Here is a 24,428-nt window from a genome sequence, read left to right on the forward strand (position 1 = left end):
TGAGGGATCACCGGTCATTGATTTTTGGCAAGCGGGCCAGTGATCGGTCCGTATCAGAAATCAGCCGGAAGAAGGCGCTGAAGGTACTTGAAAAAGAGGATGCGCTCCTGCCGAAAGCTACTGTGCTACGCTGCCGGGTGCGCTACTTCACCGATGGGGCCATCCTGGGCAGTCAGGACTTCGTCCGGAGTTACGCGGGGGCCTGGCAACGGGAGAAAAAACGAAAATATCCGCCCAAACCGAATCTACTGCGCGGGGCCGACTGGCAGGATCTTGCCACCATTCAAGGACTGAGGATGCAGGTGTTCGGATAAGGTGTCTCTGTGCGCTCACCCTGATCTTTTTTCTGATTCCTGCGCCCATTTGTAGAAGGCGACGGACATGATCGCTAATGAAACAAACATGTTGGCCAGTTTCATCACCACTCCACCAAGTACTTGGTCCTGGATGGGGGAGAGGTCCACTACGCGCGGGGCGTAGGCATAAGTTGGATAGAAAACGTCACTGCTAAAGGTCAAAAATGCGAATAGCGGCGTTTGCCCGACCATGAGCAGGAAAACAAAAACGATCTGTCCGCCGTAGCGCAAAGCCGGAAACTGCTGCGAGGGGCTAACGATGCACCACCATACTTGGAGCGAGACAAAGAGCATCGTCAGGTGCTCAATTATGTGGACGGCCTTGTCGTGAAGCGCCCATTCGTATAGGAATGGTATGTGCCATAGGGAGAAAACGAGTGTGAAAGAAAGTCCGGCGATCAGCGGATGCACCAGAAACTTGAAGATGCTTTGGAGCCAAGCCTTCCGCGAGAAAGGTCCATCGATCAACCAGGCAGGGAGGCCGAGGAGGAGCAGCGGCGGGCAGATATACATCAAGGCATTGTGCTGGACCATATGCGCGCTGAAGAGAAAATTTTCGCCCAGCGCATCGAGCGGAGACCCAACGGTGAGATAAAAGCTAATGATCCCGAGCGCGAAGTAGATCGACTGCCTTTTCGGGAAGGAATGCTCCGAGCTTCGATACGGGCCGATGACTAAGCTATAGGCCCAAGCTACCGCCAAGATACTGCCGACGAGCAGTGGTTCAGTGTGCCAATGGGTCCACTCAATCATATATAATTACTACACCTTTTGGTGTAATAAGGCGAGTTTAATGTGCACCGGACTGAGCCGCCGGCGCTTCTTTGTTTGCGGCACTTTCACCGGCGGGAAAAAGTAAATAGAGTGCTGCCACGGTGCCCGAGGCGAGAATGAGGCCCAACATGAACAAAGCAGTCAGAAAGATCTGGTCCCAACGCAGGTGCATGAAATACCAAATGACCAAGCCGAACTTTATAATAGATAGGACGATGAGTCCGGTCAACAGGACATACTCGTGAAAAGGAAGGATGATCAGGATCAGCTCTAGGAATGTCAGCCCGATCAATGTCAGGATGACGTTAAAGAACGTGAAGAAACGCGTGCTCTCACCCTCGATCGTTTTTTTGGAAGCAGGGCTGAAGTTGGGTTTGCGTGTTGTTTCGGACATGGCGCTAAATGTACTCGAGAATGTAGACTAAGGGGAAGATGAGGATCCAAACGATATCGACGAAGTGCCAGTAAAGCCCCGTGACTTCGATATCCATGACATTCTCTTCGTTGAACTTTGGCGAAAAGGAATAGAAATACCAGGTTGTCAGCCAGATCAGGCCGATGAGGACGTGCACCCCGTGCGTCCCGGTCAAAACATAGAATGTCGAGCCGAAAATCGTATTTGTGAGAGTGAGCGGATGCGCTTCGTTGTGCACGAAATGGTTGAACTCATAGACCTGTGCCCCGATGAAGAGGCTGCCGAAAAATATCGTGGACAGGAGGAACCAGCGCGCCGCCTTGACGTTGTGCTTGTGCATGGCCGAGACCGTCAGAGCCATGGTCAACGAACTCATCAAGAGGATGAAGGTCGACGCACTGGTGAGCTCGATGTCGAAGATGCTGGTGACGGGGACGACGTTGCCATCGATGACGACGTCCGGATTGACCCGACGGTAAATCAAGTGGGTGCTGATGAGCGTGCCGAAGAACATACAGTCCGAGGCAAGAAAAGCCCACATGGCCAGTTTCTTGTTCGGGATCCCCGTATTGGTCGCTGCCACGTGATGCGAGTCGGCTTCATCGTGGCTGTGTTGTGCAGTGGCTTCTGACATGGGAGTAATTGAATCTAAAGGTGGAAAACGTGAATTTAAGTTAGGTGCTCCGGTTTAATCCTCTTCCGGGTGGACGTGGTAGCCACGGGGGCCTTCCAGCGCCCAGAGGTAAATGGACAAGAGAAGGATGCCGCCGCCTATGTAGACCATCTCAAGGGTGTGGTCCCACCCGAGGAAATTCTGCTTGTGAAAGACCATGCCCAGACCGACCATAAAGAGGCCGAACGAAGCCGACATCGGATACCAGGAGCGATCCGGCATGTGGATACCGTGCGGTTCGGGTTCGCCGGGGCCGGACTTTTCTTCCGGTTTACCGTACTTGTTCGCCCAAACCTGGTCTCGGGCATTGATCTCGGGGATACGGGCGAAGTTGTAATCCTTGGGCGGATTTGCCGTGGCCCATTCCAGGGTCCGGGCATCCCACGGGTCCATGCCGCACTTTTTGCCCTTGGCCCATGTGTAGACGACTTGAACGACTGCGCTGCCGATGCCGACGCCCAGGATCATGGCTCCGGCGGTGGACCACATGTTCCATTCGTTCCAGCCCATGTCACCGAGGTAAGTATGGGTCCGGCGCGGCATGCCCGCCATACCGAGCAGGTGCATGGGGAAGAAAGCCAGGTTGAAGCCGAAGAACATGATCCAGAAACTGATCTTGCCCCAGGTCTCGTTCATCAGCTTACCACTCATTTTCGGCATCCAGTAGTAAATGCCGCTGAAAAGGGCGAAAAGCGCACCCCCGATAAGAACATAGTGGAAGTGTGCGACGACGAAGTAGCTGTCCTGCTGCTGGTGGTCGACCGGCACACTACTGTGCATGATGCCGGTGAAGCCCCCCATCATGAACATCCAGATAAAGCCCAAGGAATAGAGCATCGGTGTGGTGAAATGGATCTTGCCGCCCCAAAGCGTGCCGATCCAGTTGAAGATTTTCACCCCTGTGGGGATGGCAATCAACATCGTCATGAGGGAGAAGGCCGTCGTGGCGACAACGCCGAGGCCGACGGTAAACATGTGGTGGCTCCAAACTGCAAAACCAAGGAAGCCGATGAAAGCACCTGACATGACAATAAGCGGATAGCCGAAGAGTGGCTTACGGCTAAATGTAGGCAGGACCTCGGAAACGATACCCATGGCTGGCAGGATGAGGATGTAAACTTCAGGGTGTCCGAAGATCCAGAAGAGGTGCTGCCAGAGGATGGGTTTGCCCCCGAAGGTGGCGTCAAAGAAGTGGGTGCCAAAGTGGCGGTCGAACATGAGTTCAACCAACGCGATGGTAATCGCGGGGAAAGCCAGAATGATGAGGAAGCTGGTAATGAGGGTCATCCATGTGAAGACCGGCATACGCATCATTTTCAGGCCGGGGGCCCGCATGTTTAAAATGGTGGTGATGAAGTTAAAGGAGGCGGCGAGCGAAGCGACCCCGAGAATCTGCAGACTGAGGATCCAGAAGTCGGCCCCCATGCCCGGATTGTAGTCTTTGGTACTGAGCGGGGCATAGCCGAACCACCCCCCGTGGAAGGCCTCCCAGAACCAGGAGAGATTGATGAGCACGGCGCCGGCAACAAATGACCAGAGACTGAACGCATTCAGCCGGGGGAAGGCCACATCCCGCGCGCCGATCTGCAGGATCATCATGTAGTTGAAGAACGCGGCATTCAGCGGCATCACCGCAAGGAAGATCATGGTCGTCCCGTGCATGGTGAAGAGCTGATTGTAGAGCCGGGCAGTAACGAAGTCGTTCTCCGGAAGAAAGAGCTGGGCGCGGATCATCAGCGCCTCGACCCCACCTACGAGCAGAAAGAGCAGGGCGAATGCGCCATACATGATACCGATTTTCTTGTGGTCGACCGTCGTGAGCCAGTCGATGACCGGATGGCAGCCTTGCTGTGGTCGTTGAACAAGCCTGAAAAACGAACGCTGCGGTTTATCGTGCTCTGCGTCGTGCCCGGAATCGTGGGGAATTGTGGTAGTTGTGCCGTTAGCCATGGGTAATTTCGAAAAGGTTTATTTAAGAGTTTGCAGGTAGGCGACGACGGCATGAATGTCTTCGTCCGAGAGGTCAGCTTCTTTCAAGCCTTCCATGGTAATAATGCCGCCGCCGGGCGTTTTCATGGGGACGCCATACCACATGTAGTTACCCGGTTTGATTTCGTGGGGCTTCTTGATCCAGTTAAACAAGTTCTCGGTGTTATTCTCCATCCAACCGGCTGCGATGGTGGCACGGCTACCAAAGTTGGTCAGGTTCGGCCCGTTCACGCCGCCTTTGCCACCGACCATGTGGCAGGAGTAACAATTCTGCATGAAGACTTTCTTACCCTGAACGACTTGTTCGGAGTATTCTTCGGGCATTTCGGGTGCATCGACCGGCACTTCCGGGCCATCCTTAAGATCGGCCAACCATGCTTCGTATTCTTCCTGCGGGACCGCTCTAGCGCGGAAAAGCATGTAGGCGTGAGCGTCGCCGCAGAACTCGGCGCACTGTCCCCAATACATCCCCGGCTCATCCGCCTGAATCCACATGAAATTCTCCTGGCCCGGCATCAAGTCGACTTTGCCGGCAAGCTTGGGCAGCCAGAAACTGTGGATGACATCGGCACTGCGAAGGTTGAGCTTCACTGCCTTCCCGACCGGGATAACAAGTTCGTTTGCCGTGGTCACGCCCTCTTCAGGATAGTCGAAGGCCCACCACCATTGGTATCCGGTCACATCAACGGTGATCGCACCTTCCTGATACTCTTCTGGGAGCGATTTTGTCATCAGGATACCCTGCAGAGTTGGCACGGCCACCACGACCAGGCAGGCGGCCGAGAAAAGAATCAAGCCGACTTCAATGATCGGATGTCCGTGCGATTGCTCGGGAATTTCATTGGGATCGTCAGTCTTCTTCAAACGATATCTCCAGACGGCATACAGCATCGCACCACCGACGACAATCCAGAGGAAGGTCGTCAGGTAGAGGGTGACGTAAAAGGCATCCGCCTGCTGGCTGGCCACCGGGCCCTTGGGATCAAGGGCAGACTGATTTTGGTCTATCTTTAAGCAGCCGCTGAAGAGTAGCAGGCTGAGAAGCGTGACGCTGAGAGTTAGGATTCGCAGAATTCTCATAGGGAAAATAGAATACGGTCGGCCACCATGAGGATCAGGTAGCAGGGTAGAAAGATTATTGAGGCAAGAAAGAGACGGCGTGCTGGTTTGTCGCGTTCTGTGGCAGTCAACATACGGACGGCTTCGCGTAAATAACCAAAGGACAGGAGCGATCCGCCAACGAGGAAAAGCCAGCCGCTCTCGTTGGTGAGCCAGGCAAGCACAGTAAGCACGAGAAGCGGCACCGCCCAAATGACGGCCCGTAGTGACACAACCCGGCCGGTTTTGTCGTAGAGGCTGAGCATGCGGAAGCCGCTACGCTCGTAATCTTCGCGGTAGAGCCAGGAGATTGCCATAAAGTGGGGCAATTGCCAGACGTAGAGGACGGCAAACAAAAAGAGTCCGACCCAGCCAATGGAACCTTCTGCCGCGACCCAACCGATCAAAGGTGGCAGGGCGCCCGGAATCGCCCCAATTTCAGTGGACCACGGGGTGACCTTTTTCAGAGGTGTGTAAAGGAGAACATAAGTCACGACAGTGACCGCTGTGAGCACTCCGGAGAGGGCATTGCCGCCAAACCAGAGGACAGCTGGACCGAGAAGACAAAGTACAGCGCCGAAGATGAAGGTCGCTTGCGGGCTGAGCTTGCGCATCGGCAAAGGCCGGTCCGCCGTCCGGTGCATGAGCGCGTCTTCATCGCGTTCCCACCATTGATTAAGAGCTGCCGCACCGCCTGCAGCGAGAGCCGTGCCGGCAAAAACTGCAATCAAAGTAAGCGCATCGCCACTTGAGGCTGCCAGATAGCCGAGCAAGGCCGTGATGACTGCCATCATGGAGAGGCGGGGCTTGGTCAGCTCCCAATAGGCGGCCAGAGGAGCCCAGCGACTCAGACTCATTTCCGGAATCGTCTCGGTGTCATTAAAAGAAGCAATTTTTTCGGGTGGCATGGGAGGGTAAACTTATAGGCCGACAGCTTGAGGGTTGGTAGAGCCATCTGCCTGGTTGGCTGGAGCTGTGGCGACATTTTCGCTTTTCTCCAAAGCGGCGTGGTAGCAGAAAAAATGGGTCGCCCAGGTGGTGGCGAGTAGAAAGGCGCTGTTGAGCACGTGCATTGTGGTGATGATAGGTGCGCGCCCCATCCAAATGACAGCCGCACCGAGGGTAATTTGCACGAATAAAAGGATGCAGGCGAATAGACCGAGGCCGCGAATGAAATTCTGCCGGGTCGAGCGCATCAATTTGACAATCCAGAAAGAGTAAGCGAACAGGATGACGACCGCCAGTGCCCGGTGGGCAAAATGTATCGCTACGCCGAAATTCCAGTTGGCAGGCAGGAGGCCGCCTTCAGGAGTGAGCGGAAATGTCGGGATCGCCAATCCGGCGCCCTTGTGCCGCATGATGGCCGCCACGATGAGTTGCACAAAGAGCAATGCGATCAAGACTACGCCGGTCGTCCTGGAGAGTTTTACCGGGCTGTCCGATTTTTCACGCAGCTTGTGCCAGACACGGGTATGCCCGATGGCGATAGCGGTTAAAACGCAGAAAAAGATCTGCCCCAGGCAACCATGGACGATGGCATAGTTGACCTCGTTTTCCAGAACTCTGACACCGCCGAGGATACCCTGCAAAACAACCAGAATGAGGGCGGCAATACCCATGCGGCGCATCCAGCGGCGACCGTCCACCCACCAGATCCAGAATGTCAGTGCCAGTGTCAGGTTGCCCACGATCATGCCCAGAAGACGGTGGCTGTGCTCCGCCGCCATGGCCGTGTTCTGCGTCCAGCCCTCCGGGTTGAGCGAGCCGTTCGAAAGTGGCCAGTCCGGAAAGATCATACCTGCCCCGATGGTCGTGGTGAAGCCTCCTGCGTAGAGCAGGAAGAGCGTAACCACCAGCGCAGCAAAGCTGTAGCGAGCTAGCCAAGGGCGATAAGTTGTCGATCTTGATTTCAAAACAGGGGGGCATTAGAGCCGAATCTCAGGGGTATTAGTATGATTTGCCTAGGCGGGACAACGCCGAATTGTTAAAAAATTCAATCCTGCTGATATGGGTTCTGGCTTGAACAGGTTGTGTCGGAGCAAAACCTTGAGCCGATCTATCCCACTTGCAACTTGGAGTTTTGTGTTATCTATTTCCACAACGATGCAACTTTTTACGTTACAGAAAGTGTCCCGGCGTTTGCTCGGCCCCCTAGCGCTGATCGGCTTGATTGTGGCACAAGTCGCTGCCGGTCAACCAGTTCCCGTTTCCGGAGTGCTTCAATCATTTGACGATAAGGGTCAGGCTGAGCTTCTTTTGGACGAAGGGGCGGGTACCCGGGATGTTCGCCTGTCAACCGGTGATCGGGCCTATCTTGAAGCCGGAGACCGTATTCGCGGCAAAATGGTCCAGCAGCCGAATGGCTATCTACTGGAAACCGTCTGGCCCAACGACCCAAAGATAGAAGCACAAATGCTGGCGATTAACAGTCGGCTCAGGCGTGATACGGCCGTTCGCGGTCGTCAAGTTTACCGCAGTATAGGGGAAGACCTTCCACCCTTTGCCCTCTACAATCAATTTGGCGAATTGATCAAATCCAGCGACCTGCTCGGGAAAACCTGTGTGATTAATTTTATTTTCACCCGTTGTATGAATCCACGGATGTGCCCGGCCGCCACGACCCGGATGCATCAACTACAGAAGAAGGTGGAAGAAGCCGGCCTAGAAGACGTAATGTTTATCTCAATGACGCTTGATCCCGAATTTGACACGCCCGGGATCTTCAATGCTTACGCGACCGGTCGCGAAATCGACGGATCCAATTTTTATTTCCTCGCCGGGCCAAGGCAGGCGCTTTTCGATCTTAAGAAACAGCTGGGTATCCTTGCCTCAAGAGATCCGGAGGCGATTATCGACCACACCATGCGCACGATCCTCGTCGACCCGTCGGGTGAAATTATCTATCAGGTGCCGGGCAGCGGTTGGGGGACCGATGACTTTTTAAATCGAATCAAAAAAATTAGCACGAAGCGTGATGGGGGAAAATAATGATAAAAAATTGAAGCTTACGGTCGGGATCAGCCTGGCTTTTGTGCTCTTGTTCGTCGCGATTCGTAACGCGCCGGTCGAGCCCTGCGAAGTGCTGCACTACGGGGATTACATGAACGAAGAGGGTGCAGTCGAAAACTGCGGTGATGAAGAAACCTCGTTTTTCGACATGACGAAAGTTCGCTACCCGGTTGAAGTAAAACTGCAGCCTCAGGGCGAAGTTGTGCCGGGAGAGACAGCCACGTTTGATCTCTACTTGCATGATCATATGGGCAAAGGGATTAATTACGAAGATATCGTAGTCAGTCATACCGAGCGGATTCATCTGATGGCGGTCGACCCTTCGCTGACCGATTACCAGCACCTGCATCCGCAGCCAGCCGGTGCGCCGGGGCATTATCAGTTCCAACTCAACCCGTCCCGGTCCGGCACTTACAAAGTATATCTGGATTTTATTTCTCTTATCAGCCAGCGCCGGGTCTTGGCCAAATCCGAATTCAATGTGGAAGGATCTGCTACGGGCCCCAAAATCAGCAAAAGCACGACCTATCCTTTGGACGGCTACACTTTTAAACTTCAAACACCATCAGAAGGAAGCTTTCCCGCCGGCGAAGAGTCGCAACTGGAACTCAGTGTGCTCCCCAGGGAGGGCAATGGTCCCGTCGATTTCGGTCTCGTGATGGGGGCCTACGCGCATCTGGTCGTCTTTGACGAAGACGGCAAAGGCTTCGCGCACCTGCATCCGCAGAACCCCTTCGTCGAGGAACAGGATCCCAACAATCCTGATCTTCGCTTTAATTTCTTTCCTGCCGACCCCGGGAAGTATCGATTATGGGCACAGCTCGTGGTCGATGGGCAGGAAAGGTTCGTCCCCTTCGACCTGGAAGTGGTGGAGGATGTGTAAATAACACTGGCTACGGCAACCCCGCCGTTGAGGCGAGGCCGCAAATTGTGGCCACCATGGAAGAACGATTTCGGCCCTAAGGGGCAGCCGGAAACCAAACCCGCAGGAAAAACCAGACAATCACTCCGGTGATTGAGACATAGAGCCAGATCGGATAGGTCCAGCGGGCGATCCGGCGGTGAGCATCGAAGCGTCTCAGAGCGGCGAAGGAAAGAGTATTGAGAATCAGTGGCAGGGCGATCGCTGCCAGTATGATGTGTGAGATCAAAATTGCGAAGTAAACCGTCCGAATCGCTCCCTCACCCGTGAACGGTGTGTCGCCGTGCAGTGTGTGGTGCGTGAGATAGCCGATCAGAAAAGCGGCCGATGCGAATGTCGCAAAGATCATAGCGACAGCGTGAGCCTGTTTTTTGCCGCCACGAATGAACCACACGCCGAGTGCAACTGCGGTGGCGCTGGTCGCATTGCAGGCAGCATTAGAATGTGGCAACCAAGGCAGGCCGTCACTCCAGCGATCTTTCAGCTCAAAGGCGTATATGAGCCACATAAGCCCAGCGTAGATTACGGCGCTGAGCGCGATGTTGAAAATAGTGATGGCACGGTTGGACATGTCGATTCGGTATAAGCAGCCTCGATCAGGTCACAAACATTTTTAACGCAGCGCCAAAATATGGCGCTGACGTCCCGTGCGCTCAGCACTTCGATGGACTCAGTATGAGACGATACCGGAAAGGTGTCTTCTCAGAATCAGCCCTCGCACGGGTAAATTGCCGGACGTTCTCAAGCTTCCTGCGCTCGATGAATCGACTGTGCTTCCAGGCGATATAAATGAGCGGCAGGACGAAGAGTGCGCCTGAAGCCAGGCCCGCGATGTTAAGAAGTGCGAGCTGTGCGATGGCAATGCCTTGGAACGCCGCCAGTATGGATACGGTGCCAATGGCGCCGGCGTAAAGGAAGGCAGACGTTGCGATTCCCAGGAGAAACCGGCGACCGGTTTTATCCAGGGTCAGGTTCTTCTGGCAGTGCGGGCAGGGGTAGTTGTATGGATTGGTAACAAGCAAGCTGGTGGCAAAAGACACCTCGTGATTGCATTCGTTATATTTCATTTTTCCAGATCAACTAGTTTATGTGATTTTTGCACAGACTTGTGCAGTGGAAGTTCAGCACATGTCTTGCCAATGCTGGCAGGAGTCACCGACTCTAACCAATTAAATGAGATTATAGTACGGTATTTCGATTATTTGATTAGAAACCGAGCTCCAGTTGTTCGGCGGCTTCGTTATGTTCGGCAAAGCGGACGCCGAGCCCAAGCAGGCGGACATCCTTGCCGCTTCGCCCCCAGGCTTCTTTCAGTAGGGCGTCAAAAATCTTCAGGTCCGGTTGGCTGCCACCGGTCTCGGCGGTGGTGCGCCGGAAGTCGGCAAACTTAAGTTTGATAAAGAGTTTGGCGATTTGACGGTCCGGTTTCTTGCTGCGCAGGTCATCCATCAGTTCGGCAAACTGAGTCTGCAGGGCTTTCCGGCAAGCTTCCAGGTCGGTCAGATTTTCCGAAAAGGTGCGTTCGTTACTCAGGCTTTTGCGGATGCGGTCTGGCTCTACCGGGCGTTCGTCAATGCCCCGGCAGAGCTTGTAGAGCTCCAGGCCGAAACTGCCGAATTGTTGTGCCAGTTGGGTGCGGTCCAGTGCTTGCAGGTCGGCGCAGGTTTCAATCCCTTCGGCGGCCATACGTTTGGCGCTCTTCGGGCCGATGCCCCAGATTTTCTTCACCGGTAAATCCCGCATGAAGTCTTCCACCTTCGAGGGAGGTACCACCAGTTGACCGTCAGGCTTGTTCCAATCGCTGGCTATTTTTGCGACCAACTTGTTCGGGGCGATTCCGGCCGAGGCGGTCAGCCCGGTCTCGTTGCGAATATCATTGCGGATGGAAATGGCGATATCGTGACCACGTTCTTTGAGGTGGCTCACATCAAGGTAAGCCTCGTCGAGTGAGAGCGGTTCAATCAGCCTGGTGTAACGGGCAAAGATCGCGCGCACCTGTGCCGACACTTCGCGATAGAGGTCGAAGCGGACGGGAAGGATGATCAGATCCGGACAAAGTTGTTTGGCCTGAAAAACCGGCATAGCCGAGCGAGCCCCGAATTTACGGGCGGGATAGTTGCAGGTAGTGAGCACACCGCGTCCGGAAGCACCGCCCACCGCCACCGGTCGATGCTTGAGTTCCGGGCGCTCCCGTATTTCCACAGCTGCGTAGAAACAGTCCATGTCGATGTGGATTATGCGTCGCCGGGCCTTCACTTTCGGAGTGAGTTATGAGTGTAGCCGAACGCCTTCGCGTTTGGAGGAATCAAGGTCGAGCCTTGTTCTTTACCGAAGCTAAAGAGCTGCGACTACAAGCAGTTGCTGAAGCTATGGATCATGATGCCTATGGCAAATCGCGAGTGTCGCAGATCGGGAGATCTGCGTTCCCGGGAGCGCAAATCTCCTGATTTGCCTGTAGTCTTTTCGTCAACTTTCTTTTGGATCCGGCAGGGTCTTGTTCGCAATGTTTTCCAGCAGTTCGGTCAGGAACTCTTGTGGTTTTTTCAGGCCCTCAAGATTCTTGTTGGCCCGTGAGTTGACCTTGACCAGACCCTGTTCCGCTTCCTGCTTCCCGAGGACGAGGAAGTTCGGGACCTTCTCGACGTGGCACTTCCGAATCTTGGCCCCGAGCTTGTCGGCAATCGCATCGACGCTGACACGAATTTTGGCGGCTTTGAGGAGTTTCTCGATCTCCCGGGCCTGCGGGACGAGGTCGTCGTTCATCGGCAGGATCCGGACCTGTTCGGGTGCGAGCCAGGTGGGGAAGTTACCGGCAAAGTGTTCGATGAGCACGCCGCAGAAGCGTTCCATCGAGCCGAAAGGCGCGCGGTGGATCATGACTGGGCGGTGCTTCTCATTGTCGGCGCCGATGTAGGTCAGGTCGAAGCGCTCGGGCAGGTTGTAGTCTACTTGGACGGTGCCGAGTTGCCATTCGCGTCCGATCACGTCCTTAACCACGAAGTCGATCTTCGGGCCATAGAAGGCGGCTTCGCCCGGCTCTTCCGAATAATTCACGCCGAGCGTCTTGGCGGCGTCGCGGAGGGCGGCTTCCGCCTTGTCCCATTTTTCCGCGTCGCCGGTATACTTGTCCGAATCCGGGTCGCGCAGACCGATCCGCACGCGGTAGTCCGACATACCCAGGGTGTTGAAAACGAGTTTCACCAGATCGAGGCAGCCGCTGATCTCATCGGCAATCTGATCTTCCGTGCAAAAGAGGTGGGCATCGTCCTGAGTGAAGCCGCGCACACGGGTCATGCCGTTGAGCTCGCCGGACTGCTCCCACCGATAGACAGTGCCGAATTCGGCCAGGCGCACCGGCAGGTCGCGGTAAGAGTGTGGCTGACTGTCGAAGACCTTGATGTGCATCGGGCAGTTCATCGGCTTGAGCAGGTAGCCGTCGATCTCGCCTGAATCGAGACGGTTGGAAAGTTCCGCACAGGTGCAGCCTTCTTTGGCCAGTTCTTCAACCGTACCCGGCTCGACGATGGCCGGAAACTGGGACTCCTTGTAATAGGGGAAGTGGCCGGAAGTGCGGTAGAGGCCGAGCTTGCCGATGTGCGGGGTGAAGACCTGATCGTAACCGGTTTTTTGCAGTTCTTCGGCGATAAAGTTCTGTAACTCCTGCCGGATGACGGCTCCGTTCGGGGTCCACAGAACCATGCCCGAGCCGACCGCTTCGTCGATATGGAAAAGCTTGAGCTCCTTGCCCAGCTTGCGGTGGTCGCGGGCCCGTGCCTGCTCGAGGCGTTCGAGGTAGTCCGCCAGTTCGTCTTTACTAGGGAAGGCGGTGCCGTAGATGCGTTGAAGCTGCTTGTTCTTCTCATCGCCCCGGTGATAGGCGCCGGCGATGGAGAGAAGCTTAAAGGCTTTGATCTTCTTGGTGTAGTTGACGTGGCTGCCGCCGCAGAGGTCGATGAACTCGCCATTCTGGTAGAAGCTGACCTGTTCACCCTCAGGGATATCATCCAAACGGCCCAGCTTGTAGCGCTCCTGACCGATGGCTTTAATCTTTTCAATGGCCTCCTCGCGCGAACATTCGATACGTTCGAACTTCTGGTTTTCCTTGATCACCTTTTTCATCTCCGCCTCGATCGCTTCGAGGTCGGCGGCATCGAGCTTCTTGTCCAGATCGATATCGTAGTAGAAGCCGTTCTCCGTGGGCGGGCCGATATCGAGCTTGGTCTCCGGGTAGAGACGGAGCACTGCAGTAGCGAGCACGTGCGAAGCAGAGTGGCGAAGTTCCTCGAGGGGGGACATGTCTTTCATGGCAAAAAGTAAAAATTTAAAATCCGCCCATAGTCGGGTGGAGGGAGATTAGAGAGAGGCCTGACTACGCCTAGTCAATGTTGGATTCTCGGGTATCGTCCATTTGGACGCCCCATCTTTTCCTATCAAACCGATTAGAACTCACGCTGGTTTTAAAAAGTGCGTAAAAATTTCTTGTTTCCTGAATTCGCGCTTACAAACATTAAACCATGTCGAATACCCCAAACTTTTTAAAAGACCATCCCCGCAAGATTGTTTATTTTGGCAGCGATGGGGATGCCGAAACGCTGATTCGTTCGATGTTGGACGAAGCTGCTGACGGCGATTATGATATTAGCACATTCAGCTCCGCCGCAAAACTAAAGGCGATCGACTTACCCAGCTACTGTCACGTCGTCGTATTGGATCTGCGCAGTGCAGACGATTCTGTTGCCGGTTTGATCGAGTGGGTGGGAGAGTTTCAATGTCCGGTCGCTCTCTTTTGTTTATGTAGAGACTGCAACCAGATGCAGAGCTACCAGGAGCACCTCCATCTGGTGGATGATATTCTGCTGGCCGGTGGACTGCAGCCCGGTGAGTTGCCGCTGCGGATCACTCGTGCGGTTGAGAACCGGAGGGCCGGGCTGGCTCGCCGACAGGACCAGGAACTGCTCAGTGCGCTTTTGGATAATGTGCCCGACTCCATTTACTTCAAAGACCGGGACTGCCGCTTTATTCGGGTCAATCCCGCCAAGGCGCGCAAGCACAAGGAGAGTCCGGAGCAGATGATGGGTAAAAACGACTTCGATTATTTTACCGAGGAACGTGCCCGTCCGGCCTACGAAGAGGAGCAAAAGATCATGCGAACCGGCGAATCGGTGCTCGGTGAAGTGCAAAAACTGACTTTCGAGGACGGTAGTGTCGGCTGGGTGAATACATCAAAACTCGTTTTGAAAGATAAGTTCGAACGGGTGATCGGCACCATGGGGATCTCGCGTGACATCACTGCCCAGAAAGAAGGCGAGCGGGACCAGGAACTGCTCAATGAGTTGTTGGATAATATTCCGGACGCGATCTACTTTAAGGACAAGGAAAGTCGTTTCATCCGTGTCAATAAGGCCATGGCGGAAAACTACGGCCGCAGTCTGGACAGTCTGGTTGGTAAGAGCGACTTCGAACTATTTACGGAGGAACACGCGCGTCCGTCTTACGAGGACGAGCAGGAGATGATACGCACCGGAAAGCCAATCGTCGGTAAAATCGAAAAGGAAACCTTTTCGGATGGCAGCACAAAATGGGTCAACACGACCAAGGTGCCGTTGCACAATAAAGCCGGAGCTATCATCGGCACGATGGGGATCTCACGCGATGTCACGCAGCAGATCGAAAGCGAGCTGAAGCTCGAAGAGGTTCAGCGCAGGCTGGAAGAGAGTGATTAAGCCTTTTTCTTCGCAGCTTTCTTCTTGGCCGCCCGCGGCGGGAACTCAAAGCCGATTTTGCCGCTGTCGAAGTTGAGGGTCAGGTAGGCCTTGAATGGCCGCTTGGTGCGCTTGGAGACAAAATCGTTGATCAGCGGTGTCTTGCCCTCGGTGAACAGCTTTTCGACTTCGCCGGGCTGAAGTTCTCTTTGCAGGATTGTCTTGCCGAGGCGGAAACCTTCCGGCGCATCCTTGGTCTTGAGTTGCGGGACGTAGTAAGCCTTATCCGTGGCGTAGAGTTTGGCTTCGGTGCCGTTTTCAAGAGTGATGGATTTCAGGATCTGGTCATCGCTGAGTTCCTCGGCGGATTCGGGTTCATCACCGTCGAAAACAAACTCGGTCTTCCATTTACCCTTCTTGCCGGTCTTGGTGACGTTCTGCACGAGGCGAAGTCCGCCGCTGAACGGCTTGTTGAAACGGGAGACGAAGCCATCGAGCTCAGGTAGTTCCCTCTTGGTAAAGAGTTCCTTCGCTTCCTCTTCGCTTAACCTGCGGCCGGCAATGTGCTTGGAAACACGGAAGTCGCACTCCATTTCGCGGCACTCGTAAGTGGCATCGGTCTGCTTGAGGCGCGGCGCACCGCAGGCCGGGCAGGGGCACTCCAGGTCCGGGAACACCCGGTTCACGGCAGCCTGCATATGGCTGCGGGCCTTTTCCACGACCTCTTCGGTGAACTCGTTGATCTCCTGCATGAAAGTATCCCGCTTGATTTCGCCACGCTCCATTTTGTTGAGCTTGGCTTCCCAGTCCCCGGTCATGGAGGGAGAGCTGAGCGCTTTGATGTCCATCTCCTCACAGAGTTCGATCAGGCGGAGGCCCTTGCCGGTGACGTTGAGGTCGCGACCTTCACGGGCGATATATTTCTGACGGAGAAGGCCTTCAATGGTCGCCGCACGTGTCGCTGGTGTGCCGAGACCGCGTTCGACCATGGCTTCGCGAAGTTCATCATCGTCGATCAGTTTGCCGGCGCCTTCCATGGCGGAGAGCAAAGTGGATTCCGTGTAGCGTGCCGGAGGCTGAGTGGCTTTCTCTTCAATGTCGACAGCGTCGGCCTTGGCATCCTCGCCTTCGTCGACCGCGACCAACTCGTCCTTGGAGGCAGCAACACCGGCGACACGACCGTAGACGCCAAGCCAACCCGGATTCGTAAGAGTTTTACCATTGGTCAGGAAAGTGTCGGTAGCATCCGTGTGGTTGATGGTAGTCAGGCGTTTGGTGACTTCAAACTCGGCGTGGGGAAAGAAGACGGCAATGAAACGCTTCACGACCATGTCGTAGAGCTTGGCCTCGGCATCGCTCAATTTAACCACACGGCCGGTCGGTATGATGGCAAAGTGATCGGAAACCTTGGCATTATTGAAGACGCGCTTACTGAACTGGATCCGGTCGTTCTCCAGCGAATCTGCAGCCCATTTTGCGACGGGGTGTCCGGAGTTGGCCAATTCACGGGTGGTTTCCTTGACCCGTGCAATGTAGTCTTCCGGAAGATAGCGCGAATCCGTCCGCGGGTAGGTGAGCATCTTGTGGCGCTCGTAAAGAGCCTGGGCCAGAGCCAGTGTGTTCTTCGCGGTAAAGGGAGCCTCGCGCTGAAGTGTGGTGAGGTCGTAGAGCTGCGGCGCAATCTGTTTGGTCGGCTTCTTCTCCTCGGTGACGATGCCGGTCTTACCTTCGCAGCGGGTTTGAATGGCATCAGCAGTGGGCTTGTCCCAAATGCGTTCGGCGCGCCCGTGTGGCTTGTCGGGGTTCTTTTTGAAGTCCGGATCGATCCACTTGCCCGGGTAATTGCCCTTGGCGACGGCAAAATCACCATGTACTTCCCAGTAGTCTTCCGGCTTGAAAGCTTTGATTTCCCGCTCGCGCTTGGCCAGGATGGCCAAGGTCGGGGTCTGCACCCGGCCGGCTGCGGTGATATTGAAGCCGCCGTGACGGGAGCGGAAGCAGGTCAGCGCACGGGTGGAATTGAGCCCGACCAGCCAGTCCGACTCGGAGCGGCATTTTGCCGCGTCAGCGAGATTCGTCATTTGCTCGCCGTCACGCAGCTTGTCCCAGGCCTCCTGAATCGCACCCGTTGTCATGGATTGCATCCAGAGGCGCTTGACCGGCTTCTGGATATTGCCGATGTCCATGATGTACTGAAAGATGAGCTCACCTTCACGGCCCGCGTCGCAGGCATTTACGATCACGTCGAAATCCTTTTTCTTGGCCAGCGAGAGCACGTGCTTCAGGCGGGCGTGGGTCTTCTCAATGGGCTGAAGCTCAAACGTTTTCGGAATCGCGGGCAGTACATCGAACTTCCATGGCAGATTTTTGCCGTTGGGGCCTTTCGGCATCTTCAATTCGACCAAGTGGCCCACCGCCGAGGTGATCGCCGCATTGTCATTCTCGAAATATTGGGCATCGCGCGATTTACCCTTCTTGGTGAATTTTCCCAGTTTGCTGGCGAGTGCACGTGAGAGGTCCGTCGCGACGGAAGGTTTTTCGGCGATAATCAAATATTTCATGTAGTAAGTGCTGCAGCGGACGATAAATGCGTCGAAGCTCCCGCAATTTACGGGTGCTGGTCAATTTTTGCGTAGAAAGCGGTGAATAATACTGGCGTCAATCCTCTTTCTGGTTTTTCAAAATCTACCTCCTCTCGTATGAGGAATAACTTTTTCCATGTCGAAGCTTCGCCAATACCGCTACAAAATCATCCGCCGGGCCAATGACTTTGCCCAATTCACCGCGGATGTGATCTATGATCGGCGGCACGGTCGTGCGGCGGAGATCATGGCAAGTTTCCTCCATGGGCTTTCCTATCTTTTTAGCGGAATCGTCCAGTTTCGCTACTATCTTTACGAGCACCGTATTCTGCGCAACAAGCCACTCGGTTGCCTCGTGGTGGTGGTGGGGAACCTCACCGTCGGGGGTACCGGAAAAACTCCGGTGGTGGAAAAGTTTGCCCGGATCCTGAACGAACGTGGCCGCAAGGTGGCCATTCTCAGCCGTGGCTATAAGAGTAAGAAAGAACCTCTGCCGAAAATGCTCTGGCGGAAACTCACGCACGGCGAAGAAGCGCCGCCCAAGATCGTGAGCAACGGCGACGAAGTTCTGCTCGATTCTGAAGTGGCCGGCGACGAGCCTTACATGTTGGCACGCAACCTTCCCGGAGTGGTGGTACTCTGCGACAAGAACCGGGTGAAGGCGGGATCCTTCGCGATCCGGAAGTTCGGCTGTGACACCCTGATCCTCGACGACGGTCTTCAGTATTTGCCGCTGAAGGGCAAGCTGAACCTGCTGCTCGTCGATAAAACCAACCCCTTCGGGAACCAGCACTTGCTGCCGAGAGGCATTTTGCGCGAGCCGGTCAAACACCTTAACCGTGCCAGTTACATCTTTCTCACCAAGTCCGATGGTGCCGAGGACGAAGCCCTGCTCGAACTCATCCGCGAGAACAATCCCAAGGCCGAGATTATCGAGTGTGCCCATAAGCCTCAATTTCTCAGGGCTGTTGACTCCGAGGAAGAGTTGCCACTGGATGTGCTCAAGGATGCCCGGATCGCGGCCTTCAGCGGGATTGCTTCGCCCGAGAGCTTTGAGAAAATGCTCCGTGATTTCGGGGCGGAGATTCGATACAACCAACGTTTTCTCGACCACCACCGCTTCACCCGCAACGAAATCGAGCGCCTTTACAAGAAAGCCGGGGATCTCGAACTCGATATGATCGTCACCACGGAAAAGGACGCGGTCCGCCTCTTCGAGGATATCAAAGCGCCCATCCCGGTCTATTACCTCCGGCTTGAAATCGATATTCTCTCCGGTGGCGAGGATTTCGAAGATGCTGCCGCCCGCATTTGCCTACCCCGCACGAAAAAACCTTCGATCACGCGTGCACCCTGGACATAAGTTGAAGATCCTGGATCAGATCAGTGCTTGAAGCATCCGGCTCTTTACTAAACATTCCTCCTTTTACCGATAACGAACACTCACCGACCACAAACATGGCTGAAACCAAAGAAGCCGAAGCGCGCGACTCAGAAAACGATAAAGTCCAGGACCTCGAGGTGAAGGACGCACAGATTATTTTTAACTCCGTCTGGTCTGCGCTCGAAGAGGAAATCGGGGAGGAGAATCTGCGATTTCCAAAGGAGATCTTTTGGCTGAACGGTGCGCCCGGTGCCGGTAAAGGGACGAATACCGACTTCATCATGCAATACCGTGACCTGACGGCGCCGCCGCTGGTTGTGAGTTCGCTACTCGATACGCCCGAGGCGAAAAAAATGAAGGATGCCGGCCTGCTGGTCGGTGACCGAGAGGTCGTGGAGATTATGCTCCGGCGCTTGCTGGATCCGGTCTTTCAGTCCGGCGCGGTTGTGGACGGCTTTCCCCGCACCAAGGTGCAGGTGGAGTGTGTGAAAATGCTTTACCAAAAGTTGATTGATTTGCGTAACAAATTTCGCGAGACGCTTTTTGCCGAGCATTTCAAAAAGCCACACTTTCATATTGTGGTGCTCTTTATCGATGAGAAAGAGAGTGTGGAACGCCAACTCAACCGCGGCCGCGAGACGATGTCGCACAATGCCGAGGTGGAGGAAACCGGGATCGGCGAAAAGATGGAGCTACGCCCCACCGACCTTGACCCCAAGGCCGCGCTCAACCGCTATCGCACGTTTAAGGAAAAGACCTACGGGGCTTTGAAAGACCTGCGTGAGATCTTTTTCTACCATTTCATCAATGCTCACGGCCCGCTGGAGGAAGTGCGTAAGCGAATCGACGAAGAGCTCCGCTACCAGGGCTCGCTGGAACTCGACGAAGCCACCTATGACCGTATTTCACAGATCCCGGTGGCGGCTACGATCTCCAAGCATGCCCGACAAAATCTGGTGGACCGCTTGGATAGTTACGCGGAACGGCATACCGAGCTCTTTGAGAAAGTCATCGATCTGATCAAGGAAGAGTTCATCCCGATCATTGAGCGGCATGCTATTTCCGGTAGTGCCGTGATTAACACCGAAAGTCCGGTGCTCCAGGATCCCGACGCGCTCGCCATGATGATCGATATCTTCTCCGAACGCGGCTACCACGCCATCATCGATCTCAATCGAGAAGAGATCCCCGAGTCGATCGACCCGAAGACCTTTAAGATCAAGACCCGCATCAAACGGGTCTATCGAGTACGCACCCAGTTCAAGGGGTCGGAAATCCGACGGGGACGTTAGAATCACGGATTCCTCAGTGAATCCGGATTGACTATTCGCCCCTCTCCCTAAACTCGTCCTTTTCTGCGGGTATGGTGTAGTGGTAACACGTGACCTTCCCAAGGTTGAGCTGAGAGTTCGATTCTCTCTACCCGCACCAGCCTTCGCAGGAGCGACGCAACAGCGAAGGCTGTCACGCCGGAGGCTTCACGGGTTGAAGCGTAGGCGGACCGAACGGCAAGCGGCTCTCGCTCCTGACTTCCGCATTCGCGCGCTGCGGCTACGGCGTGATCAAACGGCTTGGCATGCCAGCTTGAGTCTACACCAAAGTTTGGCGGCTACAGCGTACTTTAAAAAGCGGAGCGAAGCTACGAAGCCTGTCCCGGCGTAGAGGAACGTCTTGTGCGGGCGTAGAGTAACGAAGCCCCAAGCCGGGCCCCTCACGCCCGGTAGAACTACGCCCAGGCAAGCCAGGCATTTTCTTCTGGTGGCTGCTTTAATACCACTTCTAAAAAATCATGATTTTTTAGAAGTGGTATTAAAGCAGCTTTCCTTTTGCGTCGGTGCCGCAGAGGGACACTTCCATGCCCAGCTGCTTGGCCAGTTCGGCTTTGGCGTAGAGGCACTTGTCGGCATCCTTTGCGCTGTGGGCGTAGGCGACATTGATATGGTTGGCCTTGTGGCGTGCCATCATCTGGTCGCGGCTCACGCCGTAGGTGACCGCGTGCATGATGGGCCACTGAGGCGTGGTCTCATTCAGGCGTCGCTCTGTTTCTTCCTTCGGCAATTCGATGACCTTGGCGCGCCCGAGGTCCATCTTGAGCTTGCCGTCTTCGATGAAAATCCGGCTCCAGACGATTTCGCCCGGTTTGGCGATACCGTGCAGGGTGGAGCCGCCTTTAGGGAAATACATCGCGGGCTGACGGTAGCCGTGGCTGCCTTTCCATCCGCCAACGTGGTGCTCGACCGGGGCGGACCCCGAGATGAGGAAGACCCATACGTAATCCTTGGTGGTGCCGGATTGATCCCAGTCGCCCCAGCGGATGTCATGCAGCGTGGTTTCAACGGGTTGCTTGAGGGCGGTATGCAGGCGCTTGGTGAGCAGGGCATCGAGGCCGCAGCATTCGTCGACTTCATTAAAGTGAGGGAAGGTTTCTCCTTTGAGAATGATCTTGCCCTCGGCGTTTTTTACTGGTGGCCGGTCCGTGCTGTTGAGCATGCCTTCGACCAAATCGGACGCAGGGCAGAGGTCCTTGAGTCCCTGCTGGTATTGGATGCCAATGGCATCGCATCCGAAGCGGTCGCCGATGCGGCAGGCCGCGATATACATTTTGCACTGCTCAATCACCTGAGCCTTGATCAGACCGGTCTTGCCGTTGCGGCCAAAGTGGAAGTTAAATCCTTTCTTTTTAATCCATCCGTAGACTTCTTCCGCCTCCTTCTGTGTGACGGTTTGCATTTCGGCGAAGAGGGCGGACTGGCTGAGTTGTTCTTTGAAGACGCCGGTCTGAAAGAGGAGTTCGTCGGGGATTGCGGCATTGTACATTCCCATACAGAACTCGTCGAAGACACCCATGATGGCTTTGTTTTTGTCCAAATCGGCTGCGATTTTCGCGGCCACCTTCTTCGTTTTGGCGGGGGCGCTTTTGCTTTTGTATTTTTTGACGTGTCCCGTTCGGTGGGTGACCTCGCCCGTTTCCAGCCATTTTCTGAGCTTTTTCTGGAAGCTTTTGTCGCTGCCGAAATTCTCGCTCCAAAGAGTGGAGTATTTGACGCTGGCTTTAGTCAGTGAACCGTTGAGATTGAGCATGCCGACGAGCCCCGGCCATGTGCCGCTCCAATTCGCCACAGTCAGGATCGGGCCCTGATGAGAGATCAGGCCGTGCAGCAAATGATGAGAGTACTGCCAGACCGCTTCGGCGATGATGATCGGTGCCTTCCGGTCAATTTTGGCAAAGACGTCCATGCCTTCTCGCTGGCTGGCAATAAAGCCGTGTTTTTCATCCGGTTTGTAAGGGTGGGCGCGCTTGATCTTAGCGCCGAGCTCTGCAACCACGCTGGCGAGTTCTTTCTCCATTTCATCCTGCTTGGCCCAGCAGTTTTGGTTGGCCGAGAGGCGGAGGTCGCCGTTGGCGACGAGAAGGACGGTTTTTTGTTTAGCTTTTGCCATGATGTTTTTCTGCGGGGTGAAAGTGAAAGGTATAGTGAAGCTGAGAGTGAATTCAGATTTTTGTGTTCGCGTGGCCTTTTTTGAGGATAATGTTTCCGTATTTGGCCATTTCGCCTGTCATCACGATGGCGTAGCAGGACTTGCTGCGTTCGTAGAAGGCGAAGCGTTCAATGCGTTCGATTGAGATGTCGTTATCGACGCCTGCCGTTGACATTGCGGCCCGGTATATTTTTTCCACCTGAGGATCAAGGTTGTCTCCGTCGACAGCTTCCATCATCGCGAGTGGAGCATCGACATAGCGATCGAGGGGGAAGAGGGCGAGTGTGGCCGAAAGTAATTCAGGTATGCCGAGGCCGTCGGCGCGGATCACCCGCCTGCCGAAGCTGTCTCCGGGGTAGTGCGTATCGGCGAGCAAAATTTCATCGCCATGCCCCATACGATAGAGCGCGTTCAGTAAGTCGGGGCTAAGCAAGGGGGAAATACCATTCAGCATGAGAAACCTCTAGATAGGGTTTTGACCTCCCTGCGTCAACTAAAGCTTGTCGGGCACGAATCGTTAAATTGAAGGATCGACGTAAGGATTCAGATGGTCTTTATTAGGGCACGTAATGAGTGGTAATGTACGTTACAGCTTCAAACTTGCCAAAGCGCGAGAGGTCGTCTTCGACGTTGCCACAGAACCTCATGAGCTTGACCAGAGTCATGATTTCCCGGAATGGGCGCGATTGGGTTTTGAGCAGTGTGCCTGTTGTCCTCTAAAGGAAAAAGACTGCGCCTACTGTCCTGCGGCCAAGCAGATTAATGAGGTGATGGAGTCTTTTGCAGATCACGACTCGACCGAATCGGTCAAGGTGACGGTAAAAACGGCTGAGCGGACGTACTATGAAGAATGTGACCTGCAGGTCGGCATCAATTCCATGCTTGGCTTAATGATGGCAACAAGCGGTTGCCCGGTTCTGAAGCCGCTCGGCGCTATGGCGAGCTTTCATATCCCTTTTTGCACCACTCGGGAAACGCTGCATCGCACCGTGGGTTCTTATTTGATTCAGCAATACTTTAAGCAGCTGAAAGGTGACGTGCCTGATTGGGAGATGAAGGAATTGAAAGAACTGTACGACTTGCTGGAGGGCCTGAATCGTGACTTTTCAAAACGCATCCAGAAGTCATCCTGCAGCGATGCCGTCAGCAATGCCGTGGTCATGTTTTTCGCCACTTCAGTCGTCGTCGCCAGCTCCCTGGATCAGCAATTGGCCAGGCACCAAACTTATCTGACTAATACGCCGGAGCCGAACAAATAGAGCAGCGGGCCCACCAGCAGGGCCGAGTCGCACAGTACGCGAAACAGTTCCTGATCGAAGCTTTTTCGCTTAATCTGTAGCAGGCTCAGGAGAAGCATTGAGGGTAAGAGGGCAGTCAGGCAGTCGCTGAAAAAGGAAACGCCGATGCCTGAAGCCAGAAGGGGGAAGCCCCATGATGGCTTCAGGATGCTCGAGATGGATTGTACTTTGAGCCGTGTGTCGACAGAGGTTTCTTTCCAGCTGATGGCGAGGCAATTGATCAGGCACAGCAAGGTGAAACCCAGAAGGGAGGCCCACTGAATGGTCTCAGTTAAAAAGACCTGACTACCTCCGGCAAAGATTGCTGCCACAATCAACTCTTTCGGAAAGAAACGCTTCGAATAAATATGGTTCAAGCAGGTGTAGGTCAGGCAAAAGAGGAGCAGGATGAATCCCTTAAAAAGCTGAGCCTGCCCCAAGCAGGCAAAAGCCAGGGAAATGTTGAACACCAGAACTGCACCCCAGACGGTCCAGAGAACTCGGTAGTGGCGCTTGGCAAATCGATGACGTGCTGAGATGAGCTGACTTGACTGTCGTGGACCGGCATCGAACAGGCGGTCGGACTGATAAGTCAGCCAGACGGAGAGAGCCAGCACAGGATAGGCGCCAAGTCCGGGGCCCATATTCTGTTCCTCCGCGAAGACCCTTAGCCATGCGACCGCAATAACGCTCGCATCAACAGCGAGTAGATTGGGCCACTGCCAGCACTTGATTTTTGTCATGATTCAGTTTTGCACTCCCTCCCG

General features: G+C 54.8%; 21 protein-coding genes, 1 tRNA gene and 1 pseudogene. 8 read left to right on the top strand and 15 right to left on the bottom strand.

The annotated features are described in order from the left end of the window. Nucleotides 1–314 (top strand): annotated as a pseudogene (locus DDZ13_RS15535) (transposase); the annotation flags it as partial. A gap of 15 nt (nucleotides 315–329) precedes the next feature. On the opposite strand, the gene DDZ13_RS13065 reads toward DDZ13_RS15535, so the two are convergent. From DDZ13_RS13065 to DDZ13_RS13095, 7 genes are read right to left on the bottom strand one after another with little or no spacing between them, the layout of a single operon-like run. Further along, nucleotides 330–1,109, bottom strand: a complete 780-nt coding sequence (locus DDZ13_RS13065) for a cytochrome c oxidase assembly protein (RefSeq protein WP_110131907.1) — start codon at nucleotides 1,107–1,109, stop codon at nucleotides 330–332. Between the two features lie 37 nt (nucleotides 1,110–1,146). Next, complete coding sequence (locus tag DDZ13_RS13070) at nucleotides 1,147–1,524, bottom strand: cytochrome C oxidase subunit IV family protein (RefSeq protein ID WP_110131908.1); 378 nt, start codon at nucleotides 1,522–1,524, stop codon at nucleotides 1,147–1,149. Nucleotides 1,525–1,528: 4 nt separating this feature from the next. Continuing rightward, nucleotides 1,529–2,179 (bottom strand): cytochrome c oxidase subunit 3, encoded by a 651-nt coding sequence (locus DDZ13_RS13075; RefSeq protein WP_110131909.1) that lies wholly within the window; start codon nucleotides 2,177–2,179, stop codon nucleotides 1,529–1,531. Between the two features lie 54 nt (nucleotides 2,180–2,233). Then, nucleotides 2,234–4,168, bottom strand: a complete 1,935-nt coding sequence (gene ctaD / locus DDZ13_RS13080) for a cytochrome c oxidase subunit I (RefSeq protein ID WP_110131910.1) — start codon at nucleotides 4,166–4,168, stop codon at nucleotides 2,234–2,236. Nucleotides 4,169–4,186: 18 nt separating this feature from the next. Further along, nucleotides 4,187–5,287, bottom strand: a complete 1,101-nt coding sequence (coxB, locus tag DDZ13_RS13085; protein WP_110131911.1) for a cytochrome c oxidase subunit II — start codon at nucleotides 5,285–5,287, stop codon at nucleotides 4,187–4,189. Beyond that, a complete protein-coding gene (gene cyoE, locus DDZ13_RS13090; RefSeq protein WP_199221127.1) occupies nucleotides 5,284–6,213 on the bottom strand; it encodes a heme o synthase in 930 nt (309 codons plus the stop codon). The genes coxB and cyoE overlap by 4 nt, the downstream gene beginning before the upstream one ends. Before the next feature lie 12 nt (nucleotides 6,214–6,225). Next, complete coding sequence (locus tag DDZ13_RS13095; RefSeq protein WP_146209370.1) at nucleotides 6,226–7,218, bottom strand: COX15/CtaA family protein; 993 nt, start codon at nucleotides 7,216–7,218, stop codon at nucleotides 6,226–6,228. Between the two features lie 190 nt (nucleotides 7,219–7,408). Between DDZ13_RS13095 and DDZ13_RS13100 the strand changes: the two genes are divergently transcribed. Further along, complete coding sequence (locus DDZ13_RS13100) at nucleotides 7,409–8,293, top strand: SCO family protein (protein ID WP_158279922.1); 885 nt, start codon at nucleotides 7,409–7,411, stop codon at nucleotides 8,291–8,293. Next, a complete protein-coding gene (locus tag DDZ13_RS13105; protein ID WP_110131914.1) occupies nucleotides 8,280–9,197 on the top strand; it encodes a hypothetical protein in 918 nt (305 codons plus the stop codon). Before DDZ13_RS13100 ends, DDZ13_RS13105 begins: the two co-directional genes overlap by 14 nt. A 76-nt stretch (nucleotides 9,198–9,273) precedes the next feature. Here the strand turns inward: DDZ13_RS13105 and DDZ13_RS13110 are convergent, their stop codons facing one another. The 4 genes from DDZ13_RS13110 to thrS form a co-directional block, all read right to left on the bottom strand. Further along, a complete protein-coding gene (locus tag DDZ13_RS13110) occupies nucleotides 9,274–9,807 on the bottom strand; it encodes a DUF420 domain-containing protein (RefSeq protein WP_110131915.1) in 534 nt (177 codons plus the stop codon). Between the two features lie 82 nt (nucleotides 9,808–9,889). Continuing rightward, nucleotides 9,890–10,303 carry a hypothetical protein gene (locus tag DDZ13_RS13115; RefSeq protein WP_110131916.1) on the bottom strand — a complete coding sequence of 138 codons (414 nt, stop codon included), beginning with the start codon at nucleotides 10,301–10,303 and terminating at the stop codon, nucleotides 9,890–9,892. A gap of 139 nt (nucleotides 10,304–10,442) precedes the next feature. Then, entirely contained in the window at nucleotides 10,443–11,492 is a 1,050-nt protein-coding gene (gene dinB / locus DDZ13_RS13120; protein WP_199221128.1) for a DNA polymerase IV, read from the bottom strand. A gap of 210 nt (nucleotides 11,493–11,702) precedes the next feature. After that, nucleotides 11,703–13,541: a threonine--tRNA ligase gene (thrS, locus tag DDZ13_RS13125; RefSeq protein WP_110131918.1), complete on the bottom strand. Its 1,839-nt coding sequence runs from the start codon at nucleotides 13,539–13,541 to the stop codon at nucleotides 11,703–11,705. 209 nt (nucleotides 13,542–13,750) lie between these two features. On the opposite strand from thrS, the gene DDZ13_RS13130 reads away from it, so the two are divergent. Next, nucleotides 13,751–14,959: a PAS domain-containing protein gene (locus DDZ13_RS13130; protein ID WP_110131919.1), complete on the top strand. Its 1,209-nt coding sequence runs from the start codon at nucleotides 13,751–13,753 to the stop codon at nucleotides 14,957–14,959. On the opposite strand, the gene topB is transcribed toward DDZ13_RS13130, so the two are convergent. Then, complete coding sequence (topB, locus tag DDZ13_RS13135; RefSeq protein WP_110131920.1) at nucleotides 14,956–17,499, bottom strand: DNA topoisomerase III; 2,544 nt, start codon at nucleotides 17,497–17,499, stop codon at nucleotides 14,956–14,958. The genes DDZ13_RS13130 and topB overlap by 4 nt on opposite strands. A gap of 157 nt (nucleotides 17,500–17,656) precedes the next feature. Between topB and lpxK the strand changes: the two genes are divergently transcribed. The 3 genes from lpxK (at nucleotide 17,657) to DDZ13_RS13150 (ending at nucleotide 20,335) form a co-directional block, all read left to right on the top strand. Beyond that, nucleotides 17,657–18,883 (top strand): tetraacyldisaccharide 4'-kinase, encoded by a 1,227-nt coding sequence (lpxK, locus tag DDZ13_RS13140; RefSeq protein ID WP_110131921.1) that lies wholly within the window; start codon nucleotides 17,657–17,659, stop codon nucleotides 18,881–18,883. A 95-nt stretch (nucleotides 18,884–18,978) separates the two neighbouring features. Next, entirely contained in the window at nucleotides 18,979–20,196 is a 1,218-nt protein-coding gene (locus DDZ13_RS13145) for a nucleoside monophosphate kinase (protein WP_110131922.1), read from the top strand. A gap of 65 nt (nucleotides 20,197–20,261) precedes the next feature. After that, a tRNA-Gly gene (locus DDZ13_RS13150) sits at nucleotides 20,262–20,335 on the top strand. Nucleotides 20,336–20,713: 378 nt separating this feature from the next. On the opposite strand, the gene DDZ13_RS13155 is transcribed toward DDZ13_RS13150, so the two are convergent. Next, complete coding sequence (locus tag DDZ13_RS13155; RefSeq protein WP_110131923.1) at nucleotides 20,714–22,345, bottom strand: fucose isomerase; 1,632 nt, start codon at nucleotides 22,343–22,345, stop codon at nucleotides 20,714–20,716. A gap of 52 nt (nucleotides 22,346–22,397) precedes the next feature. After that, nucleotides 22,398–22,838, bottom strand: coding sequence for an L-fucose mutarotase (fucU, locus tag DDZ13_RS13160; RefSeq protein WP_110131924.1), 441 nt, complete (start codon nucleotides 22,836–22,838; stop codon nucleotides 22,398–22,400). A 115-nt stretch (nucleotides 22,839–22,953) separates the two neighbouring features. Here fucU and DDZ13_RS13165 point away from each other — a divergent pair, with 115 nt between their 5' ends. Next, nucleotides 22,954–23,643 carry a DUF6901 family protein gene (locus DDZ13_RS13165; RefSeq protein WP_110131925.1) on the top strand — a complete coding sequence of 230 codons (690 nt, stop codon included), beginning with the start codon at nucleotides 22,954–22,956 and terminating at the stop codon, nucleotides 23,641–23,643. Here the strand turns inward: DDZ13_RS13165 and DDZ13_RS13170 are convergent. Further along, nucleotides 23,610–24,404 (bottom strand): hypothetical protein, encoded by a 795-nt coding sequence (locus DDZ13_RS13170; RefSeq protein ID WP_110131926.1) that lies wholly within the window; start codon nucleotides 24,402–24,404, stop codon nucleotides 23,610–23,612. The genes DDZ13_RS13165 and DDZ13_RS13170 overlap by 34 nt on opposite strands. Nucleotides 24,405–24,428 lie beyond the last annotated feature (24 nt).

Origin of the sequence: Coraliomargarita sinensis (genome assembly GCF_003185655.1) — a bacterium.
In the GTDB taxonomy this organism is placed as follows: Bacteria; Verrucomicrobiota; Verrucomicrobiia; order Opitutales; family Coraliomargaritaceae; genus Coraliomargarita_B; species Coraliomargarita_B sinensis.